19 protein-coding genes and 2 pseudogenes are annotated in these 25,465 nt (G+C 59.6%); 8 read left to right on the top strand and 13 right to left on the bottom strand.

Annotated features, from left to right (window positions below; translation table 11 throughout):
* Nucleotides 1-795: 795 nt before the first annotated feature.
* Nucleotides 796-2,076: an ATP-binding protein gene (locus tag FFM81_RS25305; RefSeq protein ID WP_138386008.1), complete on the bottom strand. Its 1,281-nt coding sequence runs from the start codon at nt 2,074-2,076 to the stop codon at nt 796-798.
* Nucleotides 2,077-2,450: 374 nt separating this feature from the next.
* Here FFM81_RS25305 and FFM81_RS25300 point away from each other — a divergent pair, with 374 nt between their 5' ends.
* Nucleotides 2,451-5,477 carry an alpha-mannosidase gene (locus FFM81_RS25300; RefSeq protein WP_138386009.1) on the top strand — a complete coding sequence of 1,009 codons (3,027 nt, stop codon included), beginning with the start codon at nt 2,451-2,453 and terminating at the stop codon, nt 5,475-5,477.
* A gap of 196 nt (nt 5,478-5,673) precedes the next feature.
* A pseudogene (locus FFM81_RS25295) lies at nt 5,674-6,078 on the top strand (alpha/beta hydrolase); the annotation flags it as partial.
* Here the strand turns inward: FFM81_RS25295 and FFM81_RS25290 are convergent.
* Nucleotides 6,036-6,659, bottom strand: coding sequence for a TetR/AcrR family transcriptional regulator (locus FFM81_RS25290; RefSeq protein ID WP_138386010.1), 624 nt, complete (start codon nt 6,657-6,659; stop codon nt 6,036-6,038). The pseudogene FFM81_RS25295 and the gene FFM81_RS25290 sit on opposite strands and share 43 nt — an antisense overlap.
* 149 nt (nt 6,660-6,808) lie before the next feature.
* On the opposite strand from FFM81_RS25290, the gene FFM81_RS25285 reads away from it, so the two are divergent.
* Together FFM81_RS25285 and FFM81_RS25280 are read left to right on the top strand one after the other, a co-directional pair.
* On the top strand, nt 6,809-9,292 hold the full coding sequence (locus FFM81_RS25285; protein WP_138386011.1) for a beta-glucosidase: 2,484 nt from the start codon (nt 6,809-6,811) through the stop codon (nt 9,290-9,292).
* Nucleotides 9,293-9,861: 569 nt separating this feature from the next.
* Nucleotides 9,862-10,332 carry an Hsp20 family protein gene (locus FFM81_RS25280; RefSeq protein ID WP_138386080.1) on the top strand — a complete coding sequence of 157 codons (471 nt, stop codon included), beginning with the start codon at nt 9,862-9,864 and terminating at the stop codon, nt 10,330-10,332.
* Nucleotides 10,333-10,649: 317 nt separating this feature from the next.
* Here the strand turns inward: FFM81_RS25280 and FFM81_RS25275 are convergent, their stop codons facing one another.
* From FFM81_RS25275 to FFM81_RS25265, 3 genes and pseudogenes are all read right to left on the bottom strand, one after another.
* Nucleotides 10,650-11,186 (bottom strand): OmpA family protein, encoded by a 537-nt coding sequence (locus FFM81_RS25275; protein WP_138386012.1) that lies wholly within the window; start codon nt 11,184-11,186, stop codon nt 10,650-10,652.
* Between the two features lie 13 nt (nt 11,187-11,199).
* A complete protein-coding gene (locus FFM81_RS25270; RefSeq protein ID WP_138386013.1) occupies nt 11,200-11,874 on the bottom strand; it encodes a L,D-transpeptidase in 675 nt (224 codons plus the stop codon).
* 162 nt (nt 11,875-12,036) lie between these two features.
* Nucleotides 12,037-12,992, bottom strand: a pseudogene (locus FFM81_RS25265) (alpha/beta fold hydrolase).
* A 142-nt stretch (nt 12,993-13,134) separates the two neighbouring features.
* Here FFM81_RS25265 and FFM81_RS25260 point away from each other — a divergent pair.
* The 3 genes from FFM81_RS25260 to FFM81_RS25250 all read left to right on the top strand — a co-directional run bounded on the left by FFM81_RS25260 (nt 13,135) and on the right by FFM81_RS25250 (nt 15,222).
* The gene (locus tag FFM81_RS25260; RefSeq protein WP_003568639.1) at nt 13,135-14,184 is read left to right on the top strand and encodes an AI-2E family transporter; all 1,050 of its coding nucleotides are present in this window, start codon (nt 13,135-13,137) and stop codon (nt 14,182-14,184) included.
* A gap of 144 nt (nt 14,185-14,328) precedes the next feature.
* Nucleotides 14,329-14,772, top strand: a complete 444-nt coding sequence (locus FFM81_RS25255) for a DUF2267 domain-containing protein (RefSeq protein ID WP_246401237.1) — start codon at nt 14,329-14,331, stop codon at nt 14,770-14,772.
* Nucleotides 14,773-14,796: 24 nt separating this feature from the next.
* On the top strand, nt 14,797-15,222 hold the full coding sequence (locus tag FFM81_RS25250; RefSeq protein ID WP_003568641.1) for a CBS domain-containing protein: 426 nt from the start codon (nt 14,797-14,799) through the stop codon (nt 15,220-15,222).
* Nucleotides 15,223-15,272: 50 nt separating this feature from the next.
* Here FFM81_RS25250 and FFM81_RS25245 read toward each other — a convergent pair whose 3' ends face one another.
* The 7 genes from FFM81_RS25245 to FFM81_RS25215 form a co-directional block, all read right to left on the bottom strand.
* The gene (locus FFM81_RS25245) at nt 15,273-16,277 is read right to left on the bottom strand and encodes an ABC transporter ATP-binding protein (RefSeq protein WP_003568642.1); all 1,005 of its coding nucleotides are present in this window, start codon (nt 16,275-16,277) and stop codon (nt 15,273-15,275) included.
* Nucleotides 16,277-17,254 carry an ABC transporter ATP-binding protein gene (locus FFM81_RS25240; RefSeq protein ID WP_003568643.1) on the bottom strand — a complete coding sequence of 326 codons (978 nt, stop codon included), beginning with the start codon at nt 17,252-17,254 and terminating at the stop codon, nt 16,277-16,279. Before FFM81_RS25240 ends, FFM81_RS25245 begins: the two co-directional genes overlap by 1 nt.
* On the bottom strand, nt 17,251-18,165 hold the full coding sequence (locus tag FFM81_RS25235) for an ABC transporter permease (RefSeq protein ID WP_003568644.1): 915 nt from the start codon (nt 18,163-18,165) through the stop codon (nt 17,251-17,253). The genes FFM81_RS25240 and FFM81_RS25235 overlap by 4 nt, the downstream gene beginning before the upstream one ends.
* 4 nt (nt 18,166-18,169) lie before the next feature.
* On the bottom strand, nt 18,170-19,144 hold the full coding sequence (locus tag FFM81_RS25230; protein WP_003568645.1) for an ABC transporter permease: 975 nt from the start codon (nt 19,142-19,144) through the stop codon (nt 18,170-18,172).
* Between the two features lie 113 nt (nt 19,145-19,257).
* Nucleotides 19,258-20,868, bottom strand: a complete 1,611-nt coding sequence (gene ggt / locus FFM81_RS25225; protein ID WP_003568646.1) for a gamma-glutamyltransferase — start codon at nt 20,866-20,868, stop codon at nt 19,258-19,260.
* Nucleotides 20,865-21,719 carry an alpha/beta hydrolase gene (locus FFM81_RS25220; RefSeq protein WP_025418574.1) on the bottom strand — a complete coding sequence of 285 codons (855 nt, stop codon included), beginning with the start codon at nt 21,717-21,719 and terminating at the stop codon, nt 20,865-20,867. Before FFM81_RS25220 ends, ggt begins: the two co-directional genes overlap by 4 nt.
* Nucleotides 21,720-21,866: 147 nt before the next feature.
* The gene (locus FFM81_RS25215) at nt 21,867-23,441 is read right to left on the bottom strand and encodes an ABC transporter substrate-binding protein (protein WP_138386015.1); all 1,575 of its coding nucleotides are present in this window, start codon (nt 23,439-23,441) and stop codon (nt 21,867-21,869) included.
* Between the two features lie 193 nt (nt 23,442-23,634).
* Here FFM81_RS25215 and FFM81_RS25210 point away from each other — a divergent pair, with 193 nt between their 5' ends.
* Entirely contained in the window at nt 23,635-24,399 is a 765-nt protein-coding gene (locus FFM81_RS25210; RefSeq protein WP_003568651.1) for an IclR family transcriptional regulator, read from the top strand.
* 106 nt (nt 24,400-24,505) lie between these two features.
* Here the strand turns inward: FFM81_RS25210 and FFM81_RS25205 are convergent, their stop codons facing one another.
* Nucleotides 24,506-25,441, bottom strand: a complete 936-nt coding sequence (locus FFM81_RS25205) for a dihydrodipicolinate synthase family protein (RefSeq protein WP_138386016.1) — start codon at nt 25,439-25,441, stop codon at nt 24,506-24,508.
* Nucleotides 25,442-25,465: the final 24 nt, after the last annotated feature.

The raw sequence follows: 25,465 nt of genomic DNA, 5'->3' as shown, positions 1-25,465 counted from the left end.
CTTCCCTTAAATTCCGGGCGATCCACATATACGGTAGTCATTCTTATAGGACGGCCCCTGCCATTCCGTTCATCGCCGACGATATCACGGAAACGTTCGATGACTTCCGCGCCGAGGAGGCATTCCGATTGTTCACCGAGATGTCCGGGCACGGGATACTTTCATCGATTGACCGGTCGCCATGCTTAACTTCAACATCGAAATCATCCATGGTGGACGACGACTGATCGCCAGGGAACTCTTTGTAGCAGGTCACGTCGTGATCCTGATTGGCTGGATCGAGGCGGCGTGTTCGCCGGAGGTCGCCAACGGAGAAGGGCCAATCCGCGGGCCATCTGAACCTCGTCGGTCACACCCTCATCAAGTCCGAGCAAACGCTTTACAGGTGGCAGCAGTGGGCGAAGGACCACGGGCTGATGATCGACCTCAACCGCGGCTCGCGGTTCCGCGACGCGTTTATGTCGGTTGCGACGGCTTTGGAAGGGCGGGGCGTCTGCCTTGAAAGCTATCGCCTACCGCAACGCGACGTCGGGAGGGGGACCCTGGTTCTTCCCTTTGGAATGACCGGGCCAAACCTGCGGTGTCACACACTGACGTACGTTCGATCGCGCCCGAGGTCAGAAAAGGTAAGCGCCTTCAAGTTGTGGCTCGAAAACATATGGCTCGAGGACAACGCTTCGGCGGAATGCGCGCGCGTGCCTGAGAGGCGCGGGTCGGTGAATTCCGGCGGCGCGGCGTTTTTTTGCGGATTTATGTGGCAAAACCACCAAGCGCAGCCTCTTTCGCGGCCAATCGCTATGCGGGGAAAGACCAAAAGGCGGAGAGCGGCAGCGCAAACATATTCTTCCCGAAAGAGAGTAGTCGATCCCCCATGTAAACTACAATCCCAATCGCGTTCCAGGTTTTGCCTGGTCCATTGTTTCTGAACCACCGCAAATGTCGGAAATCATCTTCTTCGACCAATGTAGAGGTCTTCATTTCGAAACCTACGATCGTCCGGTCTGCCTCGGCGATGATGTCGATTTCACGTCCTTTATCATATCGCCAATGGTAGAGCCGCCATTCCTGTTTTTGGAACGGGAGAGATTTAGCCAGTTCGTTGTGGACGAAATTTTCAAACAGCCCTCCCAAGGCCGTCGGGTTCGCATCGATATTGAAGCTCTGCGAGTTCATGCTCCTCAGCGCAGACGCGATACCCGTGTCGACAAGATGGACCTTAGGATGTTTGATGTCCCTTCCTGTCTCGCCAGAGGTCCACGCGGCAAGTCGCTGCAAGAGTGATAGCTTGGTTAGAATATCCATGTAGGTTTCGATTGTTTTTCTCTGTACCCCATTAAACTGGTTGTTAAGGCTCTCGACATTCAGCTCGTTTCCAACACGGGCGGCAAGTTGATCGATTAGTCGCCGCATGGTGTCCGACTTTCTGATCTTCAGTACATCAGCGACGTCACGTTCCACCACACTGTCGATGTAGTTGCGATACCGACGCCTCCTTTGCGGTGCGTCTAAGTTCCGTATTTCTGGAAATCCTCCTGCTAAAATCATTTCAATGTAGTCCGCTCGGGACTTTGCCTCTGGTTTTGGTAGAGCTGCCGGATCGGGGCCATCCTCGGCGGATGCCCAATCAAGGATTCGCGCAGGTCCCATGCGTCTTGCTTCCGCCATGCTTAATGGAAACATCGTCATCGTCTGAACTCTGCCCGCAAGGGAGTCGGCTACCTGTGAGGATGTGAAAATATTGGAGGAGCCCGTCAGGACGAATTGACCCATATTTCGATTTTCGTCGACTGTCCGTTTTATGGCGAGCGCCAGCTTCTTCGATCGCTGGGCTTCATCGATGATCAGAGGGCCTGAAGGCATTTCACCAATCAAAGCATCTAGCTGCCCCTTCGGATCAGCTTCGAGTGCGGCGAGGACGTTCTCGTCGTCAAGCGTTATGAAATTTCCCTTCTTTAAGAGGTCTCGTACGAGAGTTGTTTTGCCTACCTGTCGCGGACCAACAATGTTCACGACTTTAGCCGATCTCAGCGCATGCTCCAACTCTGATTCTAAATGACGCGGTAGCAATTCGCTCATAATTTCCATCCGCGTACGAAGTTATGATCATCTTTTACATCAACGGCGTGGAATTCGCAATAGGGATGGCGTAGAATTGGTATTATATTTGGCGTAGAATTCGCGATAGGGATGGAGTGAATTTCGCAATAGGAGCGGCGGGGAATTGGTATTAAGCGCAGCGCGCTCCTGCCCCAGGTAGAGCCGTGATTGCGATAGTGAAAAGGCGCCTCGCACGAGAACTCCTCCCTTGACGGCAAATCAAAGTTACTTAATCTAAGCGCCAGCCGCACCCGTTGGGAGAAGGGGCCGGCAATCGCGATAGCTGTCGCACCATCTTCATCTCCCGAAGCCATGATTCCGGATCGCGCCGCCGATTTTCAACAGGATAAGCCATGCCGCTCACCATTGCCCAACGCCTCGATAGTCTGAAGGTCCGTATCGCCGAGCTCGCGCATTGGCGGGACCGGCATAGCAGCCCGATCGATGGCTGGACGTTCGAGGGTGAACCGATCGCCCTTCACCAGGACTGGCCGCATCGCCAAGGCGTGGTGCATTTTGCCGCAAGCGCCGAGGCGCCCCAGAACTGGCCACTCGACGATATTCGCCTCCAGCTCGATCTCGGCGGTGAAAGCCTGATCACGCTGAGCTATCCCGATGGCAAGAGCGAAACATTCGGCCTTGATCCTTATCATCAGGAATTCCCGGTGAAGGGCCGCCGTTTCTCGATTGCGACGGAAAGCGTCGCCCGCTTTCCGTTCGGCGAGCCGAACCGGGCGCCGCGGTTGAACAAGGCCCGGTTTATCTGGCTCGATGGCCCCGCCCATCGCCTGCATCTTCTGTTGAAACAGGTTGCCGAGGCGATCAGCGTCCTCGGGGAGCATGAGGTCGTGCCACATCTGGTCGATGTGGCCGAGCGGGCCTTGCGCAGCCTGGACTGGCCGTCGGACACGGCGGCTTACATCTCCCGCACGTCGGGCGCAGTCATGCAGCAGAAGATCTGGGAACTGCCGGAGCTCGAGGCAAACCCGGCGGGCCTCTCCGACGAGCAGAGCGCTTCGGCGGCTTCCGCCTTCCAGGCGCTGACGGCGCGGTTGAAGGAACTGCAGAAGCGCTTCCCCCCGAATGGCGAGTTGCTGCTGACCGGCCATGCCCATATCGACCTTGCCTGGCTTTGGCCCTATCGCGAGACGCGGCGCAAGATGCGGCGCACCTTCAATACCGCGCTGTCGCTGATGGAGCGCTCCGACGATTTCCGCTTCAACCAGTCGACCGCCCATTATTACGCGCAGATGGAAGAGGAAGATCCGGAGCTTCTCGATCGCATCAAGGAGAAGGTCGCGGAAGGAAAGTGGGAAACCGTCGGCGGCATGTGGGTCGAGCCCGACACCAACATGCCCACCGGCGAAAGCCTCGTCCGCCAGGTTCTCTATGGCCAGCGTTATTTCGAAAAGACCTTCGGCACGCGCCATACGGTGTGCTGGCTGCCGGATTGTTTTGGTTTCTCCGGCGCGCTGCCGCAGATCCTGAGACAGGGCGGCATACACAGCTTCTTCACCATCAAGGTCAACTGGAGCGAGACCAACCATATTCCTTCCGATCTTTTCTGGTGGAAGGGCCTTGATGGCAGCCAGGTGTTGACCCACACCTTCGACAATCCGATGCAGGGATATAACGGCTTCGTGCAGGCCGACTGCTATGTGCCGACATGGAAGAATTTCCGCGGCAAGGTGCAGCACGATACCTCGCTTCTCGCCGTCGGCTACGGCGATGGCGGCGGTGGCGTGACGCCTGAAATGGTGGAGCGGGAAGTGCAACTGCGCGATTTCCCGGCGATCCCGCAGGCACGTTGGGGCACCGTCAAAAGCTTCTACGAGCATGCGCACAAAACCGCTGGGGAGAAGAAACTTCCCGTCTGGGACGGCGAAATCTATCTCGAACTGCACCGCGCCACGCTGACGACCCAAAGCGGCGTCAAGCGCAAGCACCGCCAGGCCGAACGCGCGCTGATCACCGCCGAAACGCTCGCCTCGCTGGCCCACTTGCTCGGCGCCGACAAGCCGAAAAGCCTTGAAGCGGATTGGCGCGTGGTGCTGAAGAACGAGTTCCACGACATCCTGCCGGGCTCGAGCATCCGCGAAGTCTATCAGGATGCCGAGCAGGAACTCGGCGGCGTCATCGACAACGCCAAGGGCGAGCAGGCAAAGGCCTTTCAGGCGCTGTCGGCCAATCTGCCGAAGGGCGGGGTCGGCAATGCGCTCGTCGTCGTCAATCCGTCGCTTTCGCCGCGGCCGGTGAGCGCCTCGCTTGCCGACGGCACGGCGATCTCGGCCGCCGATATCGTCGCCCCGTTGTCCGTAGCAGTCTTCGACCGGCAGGCACTCCAGCCGGCCGGCGGATTGAAGGCCAGCGCCGATCGCCTCGAAAACGATCATCTTGCTGTGACCATTGGCAAGGACGGGGCGGTTGCGAGCCTCATTCACAAGGCGAGCGGCCGCGAAGCGGTCGATGGCTCTGCCAACCAGCTCTGCGTTTACCCGGGCGACAAGCCGCGCAATTGGGACGCCTGGGATATGGATGCGGACTATGCCGAAAAGGCGGTCCGCCTCGAAGCCCCCGAAAGCATCAGCCTCATCGAAAGCGGCCCGCACCGTGCGGCGATCCGCGTCGTTCACCGCTACCGAAATTCGAGCGTCACGCAGACTTATGTGCTGACGGCCAATGCCCGCCGGCTCGACATCGAAACGACGATCGACTGGCATGATCGCCGCACCCTCCTGCGCACCGTGAACCCGGTTGACGTCAGAGCCCGAAAGGCAACGTTCGAATGCGCCTTCGGCATAGTCGAGCGGGCTACGCACACGAACACCTCCTGGGAGCAGGCGATGTTCGAGGCCGTCGCCCATCGTTTCGTCGATATCAGCGAGCCGGGTTTCGGCGTGGCGCTGCTCAACAACGCCAAATACGGCCACAGCGCTCGCGGCAATGTGATCGGCATGAGCCTGGTGCGGGGGCCGATCTATCCGGATCCGCTGGCCGATGAAGGCGAGCAGAGCTTCACCTATGCTCTGATGCCGCATGACGGCGCCTGGCATGAAGGCGGAGTGCTCGATGAGGCGCTCGACCTCAATCAGCCGCTTGTCACGGCGGAAGCCAAAAACCTCTCTACGGGCACTTTCGCGCCGCTCGCCGTCGATGGCACTCCCGTCGCCTTTTCGGGTCTGAAACCGGCGGAAGAGGGCGACGGCCTGATCCTGCGCCTCTACGAACCTGCCGGCCGGCGCGGTCGCCTCTCTCTTGCCCTGCCTTCCGGATGGGCGGCATCGCAGCCGCTGAACATTCTCGAGGAGCCGATGGAGCGGAAAGGGCCTGCCGACATCATGCCGTTTGAGATCCGGACCTGGAAGCTGAAAAAGGCCTGACGCGCCATTCTTGAGAGCCGCCGCTGCTTCGATGCGGCGGCGCGAGAAGGAGTCGAATGCAGCCGGAGCAGACAAGCAGCTGAAGACTGCCGAAATTCAAAAGAGCGTCGATTCGGTCATCACCGCGGCGGTCGCCGGCGATTTCACGCATCGCGCCGCCGCCCGTCGCCGATGGCGAAACGCCAGCGATGCGCGCAGCGTTGTGCCGGGGCCGGCGCGCGACGAGCAAAGCAGTGCCGATGAAACGCTCGAAGATATCGAATTCCAGCGCAAATACCTGTCGATGGAATCCGCAAAGGCATTCGCTACATTTTCCTTTCACTTCGGGGCGGAGGGGGTTTCAATCGAAGGCGGCAAGATCATGTGCCCGAGCCTCGTCATCTCAGCCGTCAACGATGAAGCCGATGATCGCCGCGGCCGGGCGACGGCTAGACATATTGGCGGTGAAAATCTGGGTCTTGAAGGGACCACCCATACGGGTCTGCTGGTCGGGCAAAGATATTGCGAAGCCGTAAGCCGCATGATGATTTGGCTGGAGCGCTTTGAAGAGGGAACCAGTCAGCCTTCCAAACCGAGGCTCGCCAGCAGCCGGCCGACATAGGCTTCCAGGCCGCCGACCATGTCGAAGCGATCGGGGTCCCGCAGCCAGAGCATTTGCAGCCCATCCATCACGGCGATCAGTTCGGCTGCCATCGCCTTGCCGTCGATCCCGCGATCAATCGAGCCGTCGGCGCCGGCCGGTTCGAATGACGAGGCGAGGTTATCCTGCATCTCGGCGGCGCGATTCAGGAACCATGCCTTGGCAGGGTGGTCCTTCATCAGGCTTTCGGCATTGAGGATGGCGAAGGCTCTGACGACCTCGATCATTTCGGCGTTGCGGCGGAAGACCGTGACCATGCCCTTCAGCAGGCCGCGGAGATCGGAGCCGTGGAGCCCGATGAAATCCGCGCTGTCGAGATCGCGCTTGGCGAGGATTGCAAGCAGCAGATCGACCTTGGTCGGGAAGTGGTGCAGCAGGCCGGGCAGCGACAGGCCGACATCGCGGGCAATGTCGCCGATCGCCGCATTCTGGTAGCCGTCTTCGGCAAAGCGCCGCATTGCCGCCATCAGGATTTCCGCGCGGCGCGTCTCGCCCTTGCGGGATCGGCGTTCTCGCTTCTCTCCGGCCTTCTGTCCCGACAATTCTGCCTCTCCTCTGCCCTGTGAAGCGGCTATCGGCACGCGCCTCGGCCGATTTCTCCCATGCTGCCTACATACATCACGCCTGCCCGATTGACATCTTAAAATTACCGAGTAATCGGTAGGTTTAAGGTTTTCCTTGGGAGGTTTGCATGATCGATTCCATTCTCGACCAGATGACGCTCGAGGAGCAGGTCTCCCTGCTATCCGGCGCCGATTTCTGGACGACGGTTCCCGTCGAGCGTCTCGGTGTGCCGAAGATCAAGGTGACGGACGGGCCGAACGGCGCGCGCGGTGCCGGCTCGCTGGTCGCCGGCGTAAAGGCGACCTGCTTTCCCGTCGGCATCGCGCTCGGCGCCACCTGGAACCCTGAACTCGTCGGCCAAATGGGCGCAGCCCTAGCGCGACAGGCAAAGAGCAAAGGTGCCGCCGTGCTGCTGGCGCCGACGGTAAACATTCATCGCTCCGGTCTCAATGGTCGCAATTTCGAATGTTATTCCGAAGATCCGATGCTGACCGCGGAGCTTGCCGTCGCCTATATCGACGGCGTGCAGGGCGAGGGGATCGCGGCGACGATCAAGCACTTCGCCGGCAACGAATCCGAGATCGAGCGGCAGACCATGTCGTCCGATATCGACGAGCGGACGCTGCGCGAAATCTACCTGCCGCCCTTCGAACAGGCCGTCCGCCGCGCCAGCGTCATGGCCGTCATGTCCTCCTATAACCGTCTCAACGGCACCTATACCAGCGAACATTACTGGCTGCTGACCAAGGTGCTGCGTCAGGAATGGGGTTTCGACGGTATCGTCATGTCCGACTGGTTCGGCTCGCATTCGACGGCTGAGACGATCAATGCCGGTCTCGATCTCGAAATGCCGGGTCCGGCGCGTGATCGCGGCGAGAAACTGGTTGCCGCCGTGCGCGAGGGCAAGGTCGAGGCTGCGACGGTGAAGGCGGCGGCGCGGCGCATGCTGCTTCTGCTCGAAAGGGTCGGCGCATTCGAGAAGACGCCTGCCCTCACCGAGCGGGCAATCGACCTGCCGGAAGACCGGGCGCTGATCCGGCGCCTCGGCGCGGAGGGCGCGGTCCTCCTCAAGAACGACAGCATCCTGCCGCTTGCCAAGACCTCGCTCGACCGTATTGCCGTCATCGGACCGAATGCCGCCACCGCGCGCGTCATGGGCGGCGGCAGCGCCCAGATCGCGGCGCATTATACGGTGAGCCCGCTCGAAGGCATTCGCGCCGCCCTTGCCAATGCCAAAAGCATCAGCCATGCGGTCGGCTGCCGCCATAACCGGCTGATCGACGTGTTCAAGGGAAAGATCACGGTCGAATATTTCAAGGGTCGCGGCTGCAAGGGCCATCCGCTGCATGTCGAGACCGTCGAAAAGGGCGAGTTCTTCTGGTTCGAGCTGCCGTCGGGCGATCTCGATCCCGCCCATTTTTCGGCGAGGATGACCATGCAATTCGTGCCCGAGGAGAGCGGCGATCATGTCTTCGGCATGACCAATGCCGGTCTGGCGCGGCTCTTCGTAGACGGTGCGCTGACGGTTGACGGCCATGACGGCTGGACGCGCGGCGAAAACTATTTCGGCACCGCCAATGCCGAGCAGCGCGGCGCGGCCAGGCTCGAAGCCGGCAAGGCTTATGCGGTCACCGTCGAATATGAGCCGTCCACCGCGAACGGGGAGGGCATCAACCTTATCGCCGTTCGTTTCGGTGTTGAAAAGCCGCTCGGCGAGGCCGATATCGCGGCGGCCGTCGAGACGGCTCGCAATGCCGATGTGGCGCTTCTCTTCGTCGGTCGCGACGGTGAATGGGATGCCGAGGGACTTGATCTGCCCGACATGCGGCTTCCGGGCCGGCAGGAGGAATTGATCGAGCGGGTGGCCGCCGCCAATGCCAATACCGTCGTCGTGCTGCAGACCGGCGGCCCTGTGGAAATGCCCTGGCTCGGCAAGGTCCGCGCAGTGATGCAGGTCTGGTATCCCGGCCAGGAACTTGGCAATGCCGTCGCCGACGTGCTGTTCGGCGATGTCGAGCCCGGCGGGCGCCTGCCGCAGACCTTCCCGAAGGCGCTGGCCGACAATTCCGCCATCACAGGCGATGCCGCCGTGTATCCCGGCAAGGACGGTCATGTACACTACGAAGAAGGTGTCTTCGTCGGTTACCGTCACCACGACACACGCGCCGTCGAACCGCTCTTTCCCTTCGGATTTGGCCTTGGCTATACCCGTTTCAGCTGGGGCGAGCCGAAGCTTTCATCTTACGAAATGGGGCCTGAAGGCGTGACCGTCAGCGTCGATGTCACCAATATCGGCGACCGGGCGGGCTCGGAACTGGTGCAGCTCTATATCAGTTCGCCGAAGACCAAGGTGGAGCGGCCGGACAAGGAGCTGCGCGCCTTCGCAAAGCTTTCGCTACAGCCCGGCGAGACCGGCACGGCCGTGATGAAGATTCGCCCGCGCGATCTGGCATATTTCGATGTCGAGGGCGGCGCCTTCCGTGCCGAACCTGGCAACTACCAACTGATCGTGGCGGCGAATGCCGCGGATATCAGGTTCATCATCGACCTACCGTCGCCATCCGCTTATGTGCTTTCGCCTTCGCATCAAGCGACCAGCCTCATCGGATAAACCGCTAGGCTGGCCGTCCGTCCGATTCCATCGACAAGCCTCGCGCTCGACCGAGGATGTCTGTCGGATCGTCCCCCCATCCAGAGCTTTGAGCGCAACGAGGATGTCGGCATAACGAACCGGAGACGGTTTACCGGGCGGCAGCCGAAATTCCGGAACGGACTCCACCGAATAGAGTCCGAAGCCCAAGTCGCAAGGATCGCTCTCTTCTCCTGCGCAGGGATGTCAGCGGCGAGAATCTCGTTTGGAGAGGTGGAATGTGCGAGGCAGAGAGCTCGACAACATTATCAGGAATGGTCGTGGTGATTGTCGGCCATGAGAACGTTTCCGAAATTTCCACACAAGCGACGAACATCGTCAGTCACCATCCGATTTAGGTGAAGGAAAACAGCGTTCAATAGTCCTCGAACCGTCCTTGGAGACCACGGCAAATTTTTTTTGAACCTCCTCTTGAATCGAAAATAACTCGAAACCAGATGATTTTCGTCGGCGGCGCAAAGGCGGGCCGACCTGACCGGAGGCGCGGTTTTGCCCGCGTCTCTCCATGTTGCTTTACGGAGGATATGGCTATGAGAAACGAACTTGACTTCGCACCCCTTTATCGGTCCAGCATTGGCTTCGACCGGGTCTTCAACCTCTTGAACAATGCGCAGCGGCTGCAGGCGATCGACGCTTGGCCACCCTATGACATCGTCAAGACGAGCGAAGACGATTATCGTATCCAGATGGCAGTCGCCGGTTTCGACGAGGGCGACCTCGACATCGCGCAGGAGCGGAACGTGCTTGTGGTAAAAGGCCATAAGTCCGAAGAAAAGGATGGCGAGTACCTGCATCGTGGCATCGCCGGGCGCGCGTTTGAACGCCGCTTCGAACTCGCTGACCACGTCAGAGTCGAGAACGCCTCCCTGACAAACGGCATTCTCGTGATCGCGCTGAAGCGTGAGGTGCCGGAAGCCATGAAGCCGCGCAAAATCGCCATTGGAGGCGGTTCCTTTCAGCAGGCGCCTCTGCAGATTGAAGCCGAGCGCCAGGTGGCTTAAGGAGCGCTTCTCGATGAAGTCCCAGAAAAAGCCGCTTGCCGTCGAAATCAGGAAACGTCGCAGCAGGGCGAAAGACGCAGGAAAACGAACGCTTTCAAAGCTGCTGGGCAAGCTTCGCCCCGGAATCGCAGTTCCGATAACACGATCCTAAAAAAACGGCCTTGACGTTGTAGGGGGCTGGCTGGGTGGCCGGCCCCTTCGCGCAAGATTTCCCTGGTCTGGGTTCCTCATCCCCCGTGCCATCGAGTCGGCCGCATTGGGCAACACGCATGGCTTCACGACGGGCCGCTCTAAAACGAGGCGCATTCGACGTGCGATCAGACCGCGTCGGGCTGGGTGCGGAGATTGGTGACGACGCGCCGGTTCTGCACCTTGCAGGAGCGTTCGGTGCAGTCGCGGACTTCGCGGTCGTTGCCGTAACCCTTGGCCCACATGCGCTTGGCGTCCACGCCTTTCGAGGCGAGATAGGCCATCGCCGCGTCGGCGCGCTTCTGCGACAACGTCGCCATTTTGGATGCGGAACCGGAATCATCGGCAAATCCCTGAAGCTTGAGGAGCCAAGACGGGTTCCTGTTGAGCCAATTGGCCTGGTTGTCCAAGGTTGCCATGGCTACGGAATCGAGCGTGGCGGAGTCCTGCTTGAAGTAGATCCGCCGGCCGACATTGAGGATAAAATCCTCTTCGCTGCCCGCTGCGACGTTTTCGAAACCAGGCGCTGGATCGTTGGTCTGGCCGGTCATCGGCGCGGCCGTCGGTTCTTCCAGGGAAGCGATCTCGGTGGTGGAGCAGGCGGCAAGCGCCAGGAGCATGGCCGCGGCGAAAAGGCGCCTCGTATATTCTGCTGTAGCAGACATCAGGTGATCGTCCTTATTCGACCGGGGTTGTCTGGCTGACCTGAGTGGCGCTTTCGGCCTGGTCGGCGATATGCGGCAGAACCTGTACCGCCGTGCCGATGGGGCAACGCTGGTAAAGGTCGATGGCATCCTCGTTGAACATCCGGATACAGCCGCTGGAAGCATCCTTGCCGATGCTCCATGGCTCAAGCGTGCCGTGGAAGCGATAGCCGGTGTCGACGCCGTCGCGATGCAGATACATGGCGCGGGGGCCAAGCGGGTTCTTCGGTGAGCCTCCCTCCACGAATTCGGGCAGTTCGGGATGGCGCTTGCGCATCTCGGGAGGCGGCGTCCAGCGCGGCCAAAGCGATTTGGCGTCGATCGTGGCGCGGCCAAACCATTTGAACCCCTCGCGGCCGACGCCGACGCCATAGCGAATGGCCGTCTTGTTCTCCATGATCACGTAGAGAAAGTGATGCCTGGTATCGACGACGACGGTGCCGATCGGCTCGCTGCTGAAATATTTGACAACCTGGCGGTGCCACTTCTTGTCGATCTTGGTGAAGTTGGTCCTTCGGAACGTCACGCCGTTGTCGACGATGGTTCCGTCGAAACAGGAGGACGCCGCAGCGAAGGCCGGTTTCGCGACCGCACCGGCGCCAAGTAACGCCAAACCACCCAGCACAATATTTCTGCGAGTCCACGGCATCGGCAATATCCCCCTTAAAGCCAAGCAGCGAAGCGTCAGTAAAGCAGATTTTTCATTTGCCACAACAGAAAAATCATCTCCTCCCTAAGGCGCAGATCGGGTCACGGGCCTCCTGTGTCTGGTATTGCCCCATCGTTACTCTGGAATACCACGGCGCTCGAGTTAAAGGGCCGGGCATTCGTCTCCTCTGAAATCGGCATGTCTCTTTCCGCAACCGCCTGTAAGCCGATGCTCCTCACACGCGGCAGTTCCGTTTCTTGTGCGAATGCCTCCACAAGATCACAAAGCATCTCTCGCGCAACGCCAGGGATCACATGATGGGGCAAATGCCCGACACCTTCCAGCAATCTGACAATCGGCCCCGGATGCTTCCTGCAAAGCCAATCAATATGCCAGTTCGGTGAAATCACGCGATCCGCCATCCCGAATAGAACGTGCAGGGGAAGATCGCCACGCAGATCTGGAAGGCGCTCCATGTCTCGGTTGAAGGCGCGCAACTCGTCTGCCATCGTGCGGATGGCAATGGGATTGATCACTTGAGAGGCCGGCAGGCACGAGAGATGAGAAGGCAGGGGATTGGGAAAAGAGGACGACCTCAGACCTCGATCAAGAAAGAATGCTGGCCACCGGCTGATGACGTGCTGGCGGATCAACGGCCCGACCACCGGAGCGACCGCCGATCTAAGCACAATCAATGGCCTCGATGGCATAGGCGCGCAACATGGGGAAATGAGAAAAAGTCCGCTGACGAGGTCTGGTCTTCTTGCAGCAAGGTGTAACGCCGCTGCGCTGCCGATCGAGTGCGCCACGATCCTCACCTCCGGCAGGTCAAGAGACGCGAGAAGGCGTTCAAGCCAGAAGGACTGTCCCTCAGGTCCACGTTCAGCCGGTGCAAGCGGCGTGCTCAGTCCATAGCCAGGCCGATCGGGTGCAATGATCCGGAAATCGCTGTTGTCGAAGGGAAGCAAAATTTCCTGCGCAAGGCTGCCGCAGCCATGCAGGAGGACGACTGGAATGCCGTGTGAGTTGCCACCGTCAAGGATGTGAACATCCTGATCTCCAACGTGAATCGTTGTTCCGAGCGTCGGCTGGAGTGGCTTCGCTGACATGAACCGCATAACAAAAATCAGAAGAAGAAGTTCCGGCCGGTTGCGGGACGGCGCCTACGGCAATGAGCCGTTGGAGTAGGATGGAAGGCAGGCCCAGCGTTGCCGCCTTATCTGTGCTACCATCATCGCGGTCTCGAAGCGGAAAGATCGAATGCTCCGTCAGCGTGTCAGTTTCTATGTGCTTCTGGTACTCGTGACCATTGCGTTCGTCGCCGTCGTGCTACCGTTCTATTCGGCGATATTCTGGGCAGTCGTCCTCGCTATCATCTTCTTCCCGCTTCACGCCCGTATAGAGGCTCGGCTGGGTGGTCGGGGAAACCTTGCTGCGGCGCTGTCTGTGTTGATCTGTCTCTGCGTCGTTATCATTCCCGGGCTGATCGTCCTCAGTTCACTCGTCCAGCAGGGCAACCATCTCTACCAACGTATGGACACTGGCGAGATCGACGTCCGGAGCTTTATACATAACCTGCAGGAAGCATTGCCCTTGTTCCTTCGCGACTGGCTCCGGAGCATCGAGCTGAACGGCGTCGACACGTTTCAGGATCGCGTTTCCTCGGCATTGATGCAGGGCGGCAGTTTTTTTGCCGGACGCGCCTTGAGCCTCGGTCAGAACACCCTACGGTTCTTCGTCACCTTCGGCGTGATGCTCTATCTCCTGTTCTTCATGTTCCGGGACGGGCGCGCCCTTGCCCGCGCCATCAGAAGAGCGCTGCCTCTCAGCGATTCTCATACCCTTCGCTTCACCTCCAAATTCACTTCGGTCGTTCACGCGACCGTGCGAGGCAATATTATCATCGCCATCATCCAGGGTTCGATTGGCGGCATTGCCTTCTGGGCCCTCGGCGTCGAGCCAGCCCTGCTGTGGGGCGTGCTGATGAGCTTCCTGTCGCTGCTGCCTGCGGTCGGCGCCGCATTGATCTGGGTGCCCACGGCCATTTACCTGGCCCTGGCCGGCTTTTGGGTAAAGGCGATTGTGCTGGTTGCCGTCGGCGGCCTCGTCATTGGTCTTGTCGATAATCTTCTTAGGCCATTCTTGGTTGGCAGGGAGACCAAGCTTCCCGACTATGTTGTCCTCATTTCCACCATTGGCGGCATTTCTCTCGTAGGCATCAATGGTTTCGTGATCGGCCCGTTGATAGCCGCTCTCTTCATCGCCGCTTGGGGGATATTCGTGGAGGAGGAGGGCACGTCGGATTCCTGACGATGCGGCCGGAGCATTTAACGATGGCTTCTGGAACTTTCGTCTCCCTGACTGGTTTGATAGATTCAAAGCATCATCATGGGGGGTGGAGCCATGAGCGCTTGGGGTGTCGCCGTCTTCGATAAGATGCTGGAAACCACAAATATGCGGTACGACGATCTGATGGCCGAGCAGGGACCTGAAAGGCAACTCGTCTGGCATGTACTCGGCGCGGTTTTTCATACGCTGCGAGATCGTCTGCCGGCTGCGCAGCTGCCCCTCCTTGCGCGCGGCGCCTATTGCGATCGATACGATCCTTTCAACGTCCGCTCCCGTTCCCTGGATGAGTTCCTGGAGCAGGTGAACGACGAGCTTTCATCGACGCGTCCGGTAGACGCGAAGGAGGCGGTGCGGTCGGTTTTCCGGGTGCTTTCCCACTCTATCGATCCGGGCGAGATGCCGAAAGTGCGCCACGGACTGGCGGCAGAAGTCCAGGCGCCCTGGCCGGATCCGGATATGCGCCATTGGAGGCCCCATCGAGAGAGTGGCAGGAGCCGCAACCACACCGTTACGGAAACGACTCTCACCGGAACATTCGACGTCCACTAACCGCAAAAGGCAGGAGGAAAGACCATGAAAGTGTCAGAGATTATGTCGCGCGATGTAGAAATCGCTAACCCTAATCAGACGATAGCCGAGATCGCGAGATGCATGGCCGACAGGCAGATCGGCTTTCTGCCGGTCGGCGACAACGACCGGCTCGTCGGAACCATCACGGACCGCGATCTCGTCGTGCGCGGGCTTGCCGACGGACTCGGGGGCGATGCAAAGGTGCGCGAAGTCATGTCGCGCGATGTCAAATATTGTTTCGAAGACGAAGATCTCGACGACGTGACCCGCAATATGGGGCAGGTCCAGGTCCGCCGCCTTCCCGTCGTCAATCGTGACAAACGGCTTACCGGCGTCATCTCGCTCGGCGATGCGTCGCTGGCGGACACTGCTGCAGCGGGAGCCGGATTGAAAAAAGTGTCCCGCCCGGGCGGCGCTCATGCACATTAGAACAGGGGTGACGTTAGGCCTGAAGCAATCAGCGATCTTGTCGTTTGAGATCATTCATCGTTGAGGTGGCAAGCCGACAGGTGCCCCGGTGCAATTTCCTTTCTCACCGGCACTTCCATATGACAGCGGTCCATCGCAAATGGGCATCTCGGATGGAAGTGGCAGCCTGTCGGCGGGTTTATCGGGCTGGGCAGTTCGCCATCGACGGGCTTGAACTGTTGCTTGCCGTGTTCGATGCGCGGCACCTCGGCCAACAGCGCTTTCGTGTAAGGATGATTGGGCCGCCTGAAAACCTCCTCGACGGGCGCCTCTTCGACGATGCGGCCAAGATACATGATCGCAACGCGATCGGAAATATGTTCCACAACGCCGAGATCATGGCTGACGAACAAATAGGTCAGGTCGAGCTTGTCACGAAGTTCCATGAACAGGTTGATCACCTGGGCCTGAATGGAAACGTCGAGTGCGGCGACGCTTTCGTCACAGACGAGGAATTTCGGCTGCACGGCGAGCGCGCGCGCAATATTGACGCGCTGCCGCTGGCCACCGGAAAACTGGTGCGGGTATCGCTTTTTCATGGCCGGGTCGAAACCGGCCAGCATCAAATATTTGTCGACATAGGCGTCGCGTTCCGTCGAGCGGGCAAGCCCATGCGTTCGAGGCGCCTCCCAGATAAGCTGCTCGACGGTCATGCGCGGATTGAGAGCCGCCATCGGGTTCTGGAAAATCATCTGGCTGGCGAGACCGAACTGATGCTGCTCACCTTTCGACATGGCGCTTCGGTCCATCCCCTTCCAGAGAATGTGGCCCTGGCTTGGCGAGGTGATCCCTGCAATGGCGCGGCCGAGCGTCGACTTCCCGCAGCCGCTTTCGCCGACAAGGCCGACAACCTCTCCGGGCCGAATGCTGAGGCTGACATTATCAAGCGCGTGAACGACAGGCGCCGGCTTAGCCAATTTGAGCTTGAGCGCGATCTTGGCGGCGAGATCGGGTTTGGCTCCGAAGCGCTGCGACACGTTCCTCGCTTCAATCAGGGGCGCGGCGGTCGCCGTCATCATGCTACCTCTTTCGTTACGGGATGAATGCAACGGAAGGAGCGATCGCCTTCCGGCATGAGCGCGGGCATGACCAGGCAGCCGTCGGTTGCCCGATCGCAGCGCGTACGAAAACTGCATCCCTGTGGGAGGCGGTTGATCGCCGGCGTCATGCCGCGGATCTGGTGAAGGGGCTCTCCGCGTCTGTTTTGCGAAGGAACCGACGCGATCAGACCGGCCGTGTAGGGATGGTGAGGATCGGTCAGAACCTTGCCCACGGGTCCGGTCTCGACGAGGCGGCCGGCATACATGACGGCGATCTCGTCGGCCAATCTTGAGACGATAGCCAGATCGTGGGTGATCCAGATCACCGCCGTATTTCCCTGTTCGGTGAGCTTCTGGAATTCGGAAATAATCTGGCTCTGGATCGTCACATCAAGCGCCGTTGTCGGTTCATCGGCGATAATAAGGTCCGGCTTATGAAGAAGCGCGATGGCAATCGCCACACGCTGGCGCATTCCGCCGGAAAACTGATGCGGGTAGGCGGCAAGCCTTTCTTCAGGGCTTGGTATTCCGACCAGCGCCAAAGCATCCCGCGCCCGCTGCCGGGCGGCATCCTTCGAGACTCGCTCGTGTGCCTGGACGGCTTCCACCATCTGCGTCCCGACCGTCAGGACGGGATTGAGCGTCATCATCGGATCCTGGAATACCATGGCGATCCGCTTGCCGCGCAGCTGCCGCATCTCTTCGTCAGAATATTTCGCGATATCGGCGCCATCGAAGATGACCCGGCCGCCGGCAACCCTGCCGGGCTTATCGAGGAGCCGCATGATCGAGAAGCCGGTCACCGACTTTCCGGATCCGGATTCTCCCACAAGACCAAGGACCTTGCCGCGCTCCACCGTGAACGACACATCATTGACGGCGCAAAGGCTGGGGCGTCCCCTGCCGCCGCCGAATTCGGTGACGAGATTGCTCACTTGCAGCAACGGGGTCATGATATGTTCCTGGGGTTGAGGACATCGCGCAGCCGGTCGCCGACGAGATTGATCGCCGCTATCGTGACCAGAAGGGCAATGCCGGGGAAGAAGCTGATCCAGTAGAGGCCGGTCAGAAGATACTGGTAGCCTGTCGAGATCAGCATGCCGAGCGAGGGTTCGGTCACGGAGGCACCAAGACCGAGGAAGGACAAGGTTGCTTCAAGACCGATTGCCCGGGCGACCTGCATGGTGGCGATGACGATGACGGGCGCAAGACAGTTCGGCAGCAGGTGCCAGAAGAGGATACGCCATCCGGGCAGGCGCAGCATCCGGGCCGCCTCGATATATTCCTTCTCGCGCTCGACCAGAGCGGTGCCGCGGACGGTTCGGGCATAGGTCGCCCACTCGGCGATGATCAGTGCGATCACGACATTGGGCACGCCCTTGCCGAGCACGGCAAGCATCATGAGCGCCATCAATATGGTGGGAAACGACAGCTGCAGGTCGACGAGCCGCATCATCGCGGTTTCCGTGCGCCCTCCCACGTAAGCGGCGAACAATCCGGCTGAGGTTCCGATGATGGCAGCAGCGAAAGCCGACAGAACGCCCACCAGCAACGAGGTACGCAGCCCATAGAGGATGCCGGACAGGATATCGCGGCCCTGGCTGTCGGTGCCAAGGTGATAGACAAGCCCGGTCATGGATTCGGAACCCGGCGGCAGTCGTCCATCCATGATGTCGAGCTGCATCAAATCATAGGGATTTTGCGGAGAGATCCATGGCGCAAACAGCGCCAGGCAACAGATGATCACCAGCGTGAGGAAGGCGATCGCGGCTGCCGGAGAGCTGAAGAAATCCGTGACCCCTTTCGACAGGCGACTGGGTTCGGGCGTTGGAGCACTGGTGTCTTGCGTTTGTGGTTCGGCCATGGGGTCAAGCCTTTCCTTCCAGCCGGACCCGCGGATCCAGAAGGGTATAACAGATATCGATGATGAAATTGAGGGCGACGAAGAGCAGCACCATCATCATCAGGTAGGCGACGATGACCGGGCGATCGAGAAGGTTGATCGAGTCGATGATGAGCTTGCCCATGCCCGGCCAGGCAAAGATGCTTTCGGTGACGACCGAAAAGGCGATGAGTGAGCCGAACTCGAGACCGATGATGGTCACCACCGGGATCATCAGGTTCTTGAGAACGTGCACGGAAATGATCCGCCGCTCTCGCAATCCCTTGGCGCGGGCGAACTTCACATAGTCCTGAGGAAGGACCTCCTGCACGCCGGCGCGGGTCAGCCGAAGAATGAGCGACGTCTTGAACAGAGCCAGGTTGAAGGCCGGCAATAAAAGGTGCCGAATGCCATCCCCGGTCAGAAACGACCATTGTGCGCCAAACAGCTCCTGCGTCGGGCCGCGGCCGTTCGTCGGCAACCAGCCAAGCTCGACGGAAAAGACCATGATCAGCATCAGACCAACCCAGAAGGTCGGAAGCGAGAAGCCCAGAATCGAGCCGCTCATGATGAGCTTGGAGGAGATCCGATTGGGGTAGAGCCCTGCATACAGCCCAAGCGGAAGACCGAACAGCAGCGCGATGCCGAGAGCCGTGATCGCCAGCTCGAGTGTTGCGGGGAGACGTTCGAGGATCAGACCCAGCGCCGGCCGGCCATAAACGAAGCTGTTGCCGAAGTCCCCGTGCAGAAGTCCTTGGAGAAACAGCAAATATTGTTTCCACAGCGGCTGATCCAGGCCGTAATGGGCGATAACGAGAGCCCGCTCCGCCTGATTGGCGTCCGGGTTGATGAGGATGTCGACTGGGTTGCCGATCACATTGACGCCGATGAAGACAATGATCGTCATCGCGACAACGACGAACAACGCCTGAAGCAACCGCCTGATAATGGATGTGACCATTGAACCTCTCCCAGCGCCGCGCATCTTTTCGAGAGCCGCAAAGGACGCTGTAACACCTTAAATCTACGCATGTCGTTGTCGCAAAACCGCTGCACACTTTTGCGCGACATGCTTTAAGCGACGGAGATCGCCATCCCGTCACGTTGCGGGTCGGCCGCGCCTTTCGAGATGCCGCCGTCAATCTTAATCGCGTGGACTGCGGCGAACGCATATGTCTGCGGCGACCGCGCCACCTGGTAGCCCTGCGCCCGCAACTCGTCTTCGACAGAGTGGCGAATGCGATTGCAGATGTCGATCGTGTTTGACACGCCTACGATCCTTGGCGCCGAGACGGCTTCGAGCACGGACATGTCGAAATCGATCATGTTCATCAGGCATTGCGCAACGGCCGGCGCGATATAGCTGCCGCCTGGCGCTCCGATGACGATGCTGGGCTCGTCGCCCTTGAAGACGATCGTCGGTGCCGCCGAGCTGGGACGCCGCTTGCCGGGCGCGATCGAGCCGGGCTTGCCGGGAAGCGGATTAAAGCGGCTCATCGTGCCATTGTACATGAAGCCGAGGCCGTCGGTGATTGCGCCCGAGGGACTGCCGAGGGTGTGGGTCATGGCGACTGCATTGCCGTCCTTGTCGATCACCGAGATGTGGGTGGTGTCGCGCTGCGAGCTATCAAGACGCGAAACACTGGCGATCTCGCCCGCCTTGATCGCGCGGGCATGGGCCTTTGCATGCTCTTTCGACAGCAGCTTTTCATAGGGCACGTCGACATAGGCGGGATCGCCCATATGCGCGTCCTTGTCGATCGTCATCCGCTTCATGGCTTCGAATAGGATGCGGACATGTTCGGCGCTGCCATGCTGCAGCGAGCAGACATCGAACTGCTCCATGATATGCAAGAGTTCCAGCATCGGGAAGCCCGAGCCTGGCGGAGGGGAGGTAGCGATGCGGTTGTCGCGGTAGTCGCCCCAAACCGGCTCTACCTTCGACAATCGGTAACGCGCCAGATCCTCCCGATCAATCAAGCCGCCGTTTGCCTTGAAATCGCCGGCGATCTGTTCGGCCAGTTCGCCGTGATAGAAGATGTCAGCGCCGCCGCTTCGGGCGATACGTTCGAGGGTCTCTGCCATGTCCTTATTGAAGAGCAGGTCGCCGACATTCTTGAGCGTGCCGTCGTCGTGGAAATAGGTTCGCCGTCCCGTTGCAGAAAAGCGCAGCTTGTCGAGCGTGTTGGCAAAACCGTCATTCGACTGGTCCTTGGCCCAATACCAATACATGTGGTTTCGGATCATGAAACCATTACGGGCAAGGCGAATGGCCGGCTTGATGAGATCGGCCCAATCGAAGGTGCCGTAATCGCGTAGCGCGGTCTCATAACCCTTGAGCGAGCCGGGAGTGCAGACGGCAAGGTAGCCGATATCGGATATATTTCCTTCAAGGACATAGCCGAAGCCGTCGCGGCTCTGGTGCTTGATCTTGTCGAGCCACATGTCCGGCGCAGCCTTCAACGGCGCGCGCGCATAAAATTCGAGGATCTCGTGCACGCCCTTTTTCGGCATGTAGACATGCATGGAGCCGAAGCCGCCGATGCCGGCCATCTGCGGGTCGACCACGCCCTGGACGAAGGCACAGGCGAGCGCTGCGTCGATGGCGTTGCCGCCGCGTTCGAGAACTTCCGCGCCGGCTTCGACTGCCTCCGGCTGAGGCGCCACGATCGTTGCATTTCTCATTTTGCGCGACGGCCCTCCAGCACCTTTGCCAGGAAGGCCTTGACGTGACCGAGAACCTTCATCCGGTCATGCGAGACGCCCGGAACACGATCGAATGTCACATCGACACCCGCTTTGCGGAATGAGCTCGCCAGGGTGGCAAGGCGCTCGGGCCGAGTTTTGCCGGCTTCGTTTGCGCCGTCCATATAATATTTCCCACCCGGCTTGTGGGTGATTTCCCAAGTCTCCAGATCGGCGTCGCCGACGATCATGTGCACCGGCACCTTGGCGAGATCTTCGGGCCGGAAGGCCTTGCCGAAGCGCGCCTCCAGATCGCGAATGCCGACCCACCAGTCACGCGTCGGATCCAGAAGGGTGACGGAACCAGGTGCGCCGATCGATGCCGCCCATAGCTTCTCCGGATGCAGGATGGCGAAACGGTGCACGAAATGCCCGCCGCCGGAGAAGCCGAACATGGCGAATTTGGACCAGTCCTGGCGGTATTTGTCGGCCATCTCCGCAACCATGGCCAGGACGACCTGATCGTAACGGATGTCGCCTTCCTCAAGAAACTTGTAGCCGGAACGCGCACCATCGCCGAGAACGCCAACCGGGAAGATCGGGCAAAGGATGGCACAGCCGTTATAGAGTCCGAATTCGGCAAAACCGTCGCGGAAGTCGATGGCCGATGTGCGCCCGGTCCCGTGGACCGCGACCAGGAGGTCGAGCTTGCGGCCGTCTGCCGCCGTCGGCGGCACATAAAGCACCATATGGAGGCGGGGATCGGCCCGAGAGGCGAAGATGGCCGTCTGGCCATAGTCATAGATGGCCTTCGCCCGGGCGACGGCTTCGCCCGTTCCAAGTTCCTGCATGAATGTCTCCTGGGAGATGAAGAAAGGGACGGCCCTGATACCGCCCAATGGAGCTTTTTTGAACCGCGCCGCATCGAATGGATCGATGCGACGAACTTCAAATCTTTATTTGTCCCAAAACCGCTTCACGCTTTTGGACGACATGCATTAGTCCGCCGGCTTCACGTCGTAAGCGAGCGTATATTTGTCGCCGCGCGGGGTGTAGGACACGGTCTTCCTTGCACCCAGCACGATGTTTTCGTAATGCATCGGGAGAAGCCAGAGGTTGTTAAAAGTTTCCGTCGACAGTTCCTCGAGAAGGGGCGCACGTGCAGCTTCATCGAGCGTCGAACTGGCCTTGGCCAGCACCTCGTCGATCTTCGGATCGGACACGCCGCCGCCATTATATCTCCCGGTCCCCTTTTTCTCGTCGCGCGTGGCGACGAGCGCAACGGTCGGGTTTGTGGTTTCGCCGGTGTTCACACCCCAGGAGCCGAAATAGGTGCTGTAGGTGCCCTTTGAATAGGCTTCCGAATACATCGACCAGGGCAGGACCTCGACTTTCGATTTGATGCCGATGCGCGTGAACATCTGGCCGACCGCCTGCAAAACTTCGGCATCCTTGACGTAACGGCCAGAGGGACCATGCAGGGTCAGGCTGAAGCCATCGGGATAACCGGCCTCAGCCAAAAGCGCCTTCGCCGCAGCAGGATCATAGCCCACCTTCTCGACCTTTTCGGAATAGCCCGCATAGCCTTGGGTGACGAATTGGTCGGCCACCGTGCCGTTCTTCTGCATGACGCGGTCGACGATTGCCGGCCGGTTGATCGACATCAGCATCGCGCGACGCACCCGTCCATCCTTGAGCGGGTTCTTGTCGAGATCGGAGCCGCCGGCAGCCTTCACGAAAGGCGAAACATCGCGGCTGACGTCGAGGCCAAGATAAACGAAGCGGGACGACAGGCCATTGATGACTTGCAGATTGTCGCTCGCTTCCACGCGTGCCATTCCATCGGCAGGGAGGGTTTCGACAATGTCGATCTCGTTGGAAAGAAGCGATGCCAGACGGGCGCCGTCATCGGGCAGGAAGCGCAGCGTGACGTTCGACCAGTGCGAGGGGCCAGCAAAATAGCTGTCATTGCGCTTCAAAGTCAGGTTGCTGCCTGGCGAATAGGAGACGAAGGAATAGGCCCCGGTTCCGATTGCACATTTGCCGTTGTCGAAATCCTGGACCGGCGCCTCCTTGCAATCGGCGCTGATAATTCGAATTCGGCTGACGGAATTCAGCAGGATCGGATCCGGAACCTTTGTCTCGACGACGATGGTATAGGGATCCGTGGCCGTGGCATTGACAATATTGCGGGTGTAGGAGGCAAAACTCTGGCTGGGCTTGTCGCGGGCACGCAGAAGCGAAGCGATGACATCATCGGCGTTGAACTCGCTGCCGTCATGGAATTTCACGCCCTTCCGCAGCTTGAATTCCCAGTGGGTAGGGTCGACGACCTTCCATTCGGTGGCGAGCTCCGGCGCATTTGCCGACGTTCCCGTGAGGTTTATGAGGCTGTCCCAGATATGGCGCGAAGTCGCATTGTTTGGCGCCGAACTGTCTTCATGAGGGTCCAGCGTCGTCGGCGTTGTCGACATTCCGATCGTCAGCGGGGTTTCCTGTGCGGCGACCATTGCAGGAATAGCAATCGTGCCAAGCAGCCCGATCGCTGCCCGCGTCAATATTTTTGCGGCCATTTCTTCCATCCCGGTTTAGCGTTTTTGGGCCGACCTTGCTTGGTCGGTACGAGCAGGTTCCCGTCCACTCTTGGCACAAATTGGTAAGGGGGCCTCAAGGGGGCTGTCAAACGGAAAACGAGAGCGTTACGATAGGCGTAACCTGAAACTACGCCAATGCTTCAGCCTTGGTCGCGGAGAAAATTCTGGTCCCATGGACAAAAGACAACCACAAAAAAACGATATCGTGCAATCTGTTGACGTCTGCATCGAGGTATTGCTGAATGTCGCCAAAAACCCGGATGTCAGACTGACTGAGGTAGCGCAGAACATCGGGGAAACCAAGCCGAGAATTTTGCGCATGTTACGCACACTGGAACGACGCGGCCTGGTCCGGAAGAGCGATACAGGCACTTACCGGCTGGGGACGACTGCGATCATTCTCGGCACCGCTGCCTCGACACAGGTTGATCTGGTGCGAATCGCCAATCCTATTCTTGAAGAAGTAGGCCAGAAGGCGAACGAAACGACACAGCTCAGGATCATCGACAATGGGGAATCCCTATGCATCGCAAAGTTCGAACCGATGCGCGACTTGCGGGTGCAGGCAATGATCGGCCGAAGACGACCGCTCACGGCAGGTTCGTATAAGGTGCTTCTCGCCTATCTCCAACCTCAGGTGCAGTTGCAAATGATCCCCGAGACTTTGCCGCGGCTGACCAAGCGCACGATCACGGATCGCAGCAAGCTGATTGCTGAATTGGATAAAATCCGCCGCCAGGGATTTTGTGTGAGCTACGGTGAAGTCAGCGAGCAACTCGTCTCCGTCTCAGTGCCGGTTCTGGCATTCGACGGTTCCGTGATCGCCGCGGTGAATGTCGGCGCCCCGGCCTTCCGCACGCAAAAAAGCGATGTCGACCGCTTCATCGTTCTGCTGAAGGAGGCCTCGAGCAAGATATCGGCCCGGCTGGGATGGTAGAGCTTTTCGTTCTACGCCATATCGGATCTTGACTCTTCGGTTCGACGCCCATCAAGGCGAGCCAACGCGACTAGTTTCGTGCCAAGCCCGCTCTTTAAGCAAAAACTCAAGGGAAAAGATCGGGGAGTTCGGAGCGTGCGATGCGTCGCAACCTGATCGCTTCTGTCGTGTCTATCGAACGATAGGGAAACCGCAAACGGGTGCCCACGGGTCCCCAATTGCCGATAGCACTCAACAGCTTGTCGAGAGCGGCGTTTGAATAGCCAAATTCCTGGCGAAACGGGACGATATGCGCGTCCATAAACCTGCAGATGCGTCGTTCCAGATCGAGTGCGGCGTCGATATCGTTTCGCATCAAGACCGTCCAGGCCTGAGCACCGCGGGGGCTGAGGCAGGCGACATTGGAAAAGGCGCCGGCCGCGACGCCCTCCTCGATGCCGGTTGCGAGATGATGGCCGGGGACGAAGAGCGAAAGCCCGGACAGATGCCGGCGCGCCTCGGCGTACCAGCTGTCGTCGCCATCGGCGAGCTTGATGCCGATTACCGCAGGCACAGCAGCGCAGACCATGCCCAGCTCCTTTGGCGTCAGCACCCGTTTTGCATGCGGCGGATTGTAGAGGATGAGCGGAATGCCTCCGGCAGCCTCGGCCGCGCGATTCAGGAAATCCACTGCTTCGGCATCGCTGAGCGGCCACCAATCCGGCAAGATCACTTGAATGGCGCGGGGATCGAGCGCTGCGGCGCGCCGGACGCGATTGAGCATGATCAGTGGGTCGGGCTGGCAGGCGCCGATCACGAATGGCGCAGAGGAAGCCTTGCAGCGCTCGGCCAGCATTGCCTGGATCCTGTCGAACTCCTCCTCCGTCTGATTGTGGAATTCGCCGGCAGTTCCGTTCGAATAGATACCGTCGACGCCGGCCTCGATGAGGATATCGATCTCGTCGCCGAGCTTGTCGAATTCGATGCTGTCATCGGCAGCGATCGGCAAAAGCAGGCTCGCCCAGTTTCCGCCGATAGCGGCATGCGGCGTCTTGGCGGTCATCTATTCTCTCCGATGGATGGCGGA

This window comes from Rhizobium hidalgonense (assembly GCF_005862185.2).
Taxonomy (GTDB): Bacteria; Pseudomonadota; Alphaproteobacteria; order Rhizobiales; family Rhizobiaceae; genus Rhizobium; species Rhizobium hidalgonense.
The sequence above is the reverse complement of the archived record's forward strand: the minus strand, read 5'-3'. Positions and strand labels throughout refer to the sequence as shown.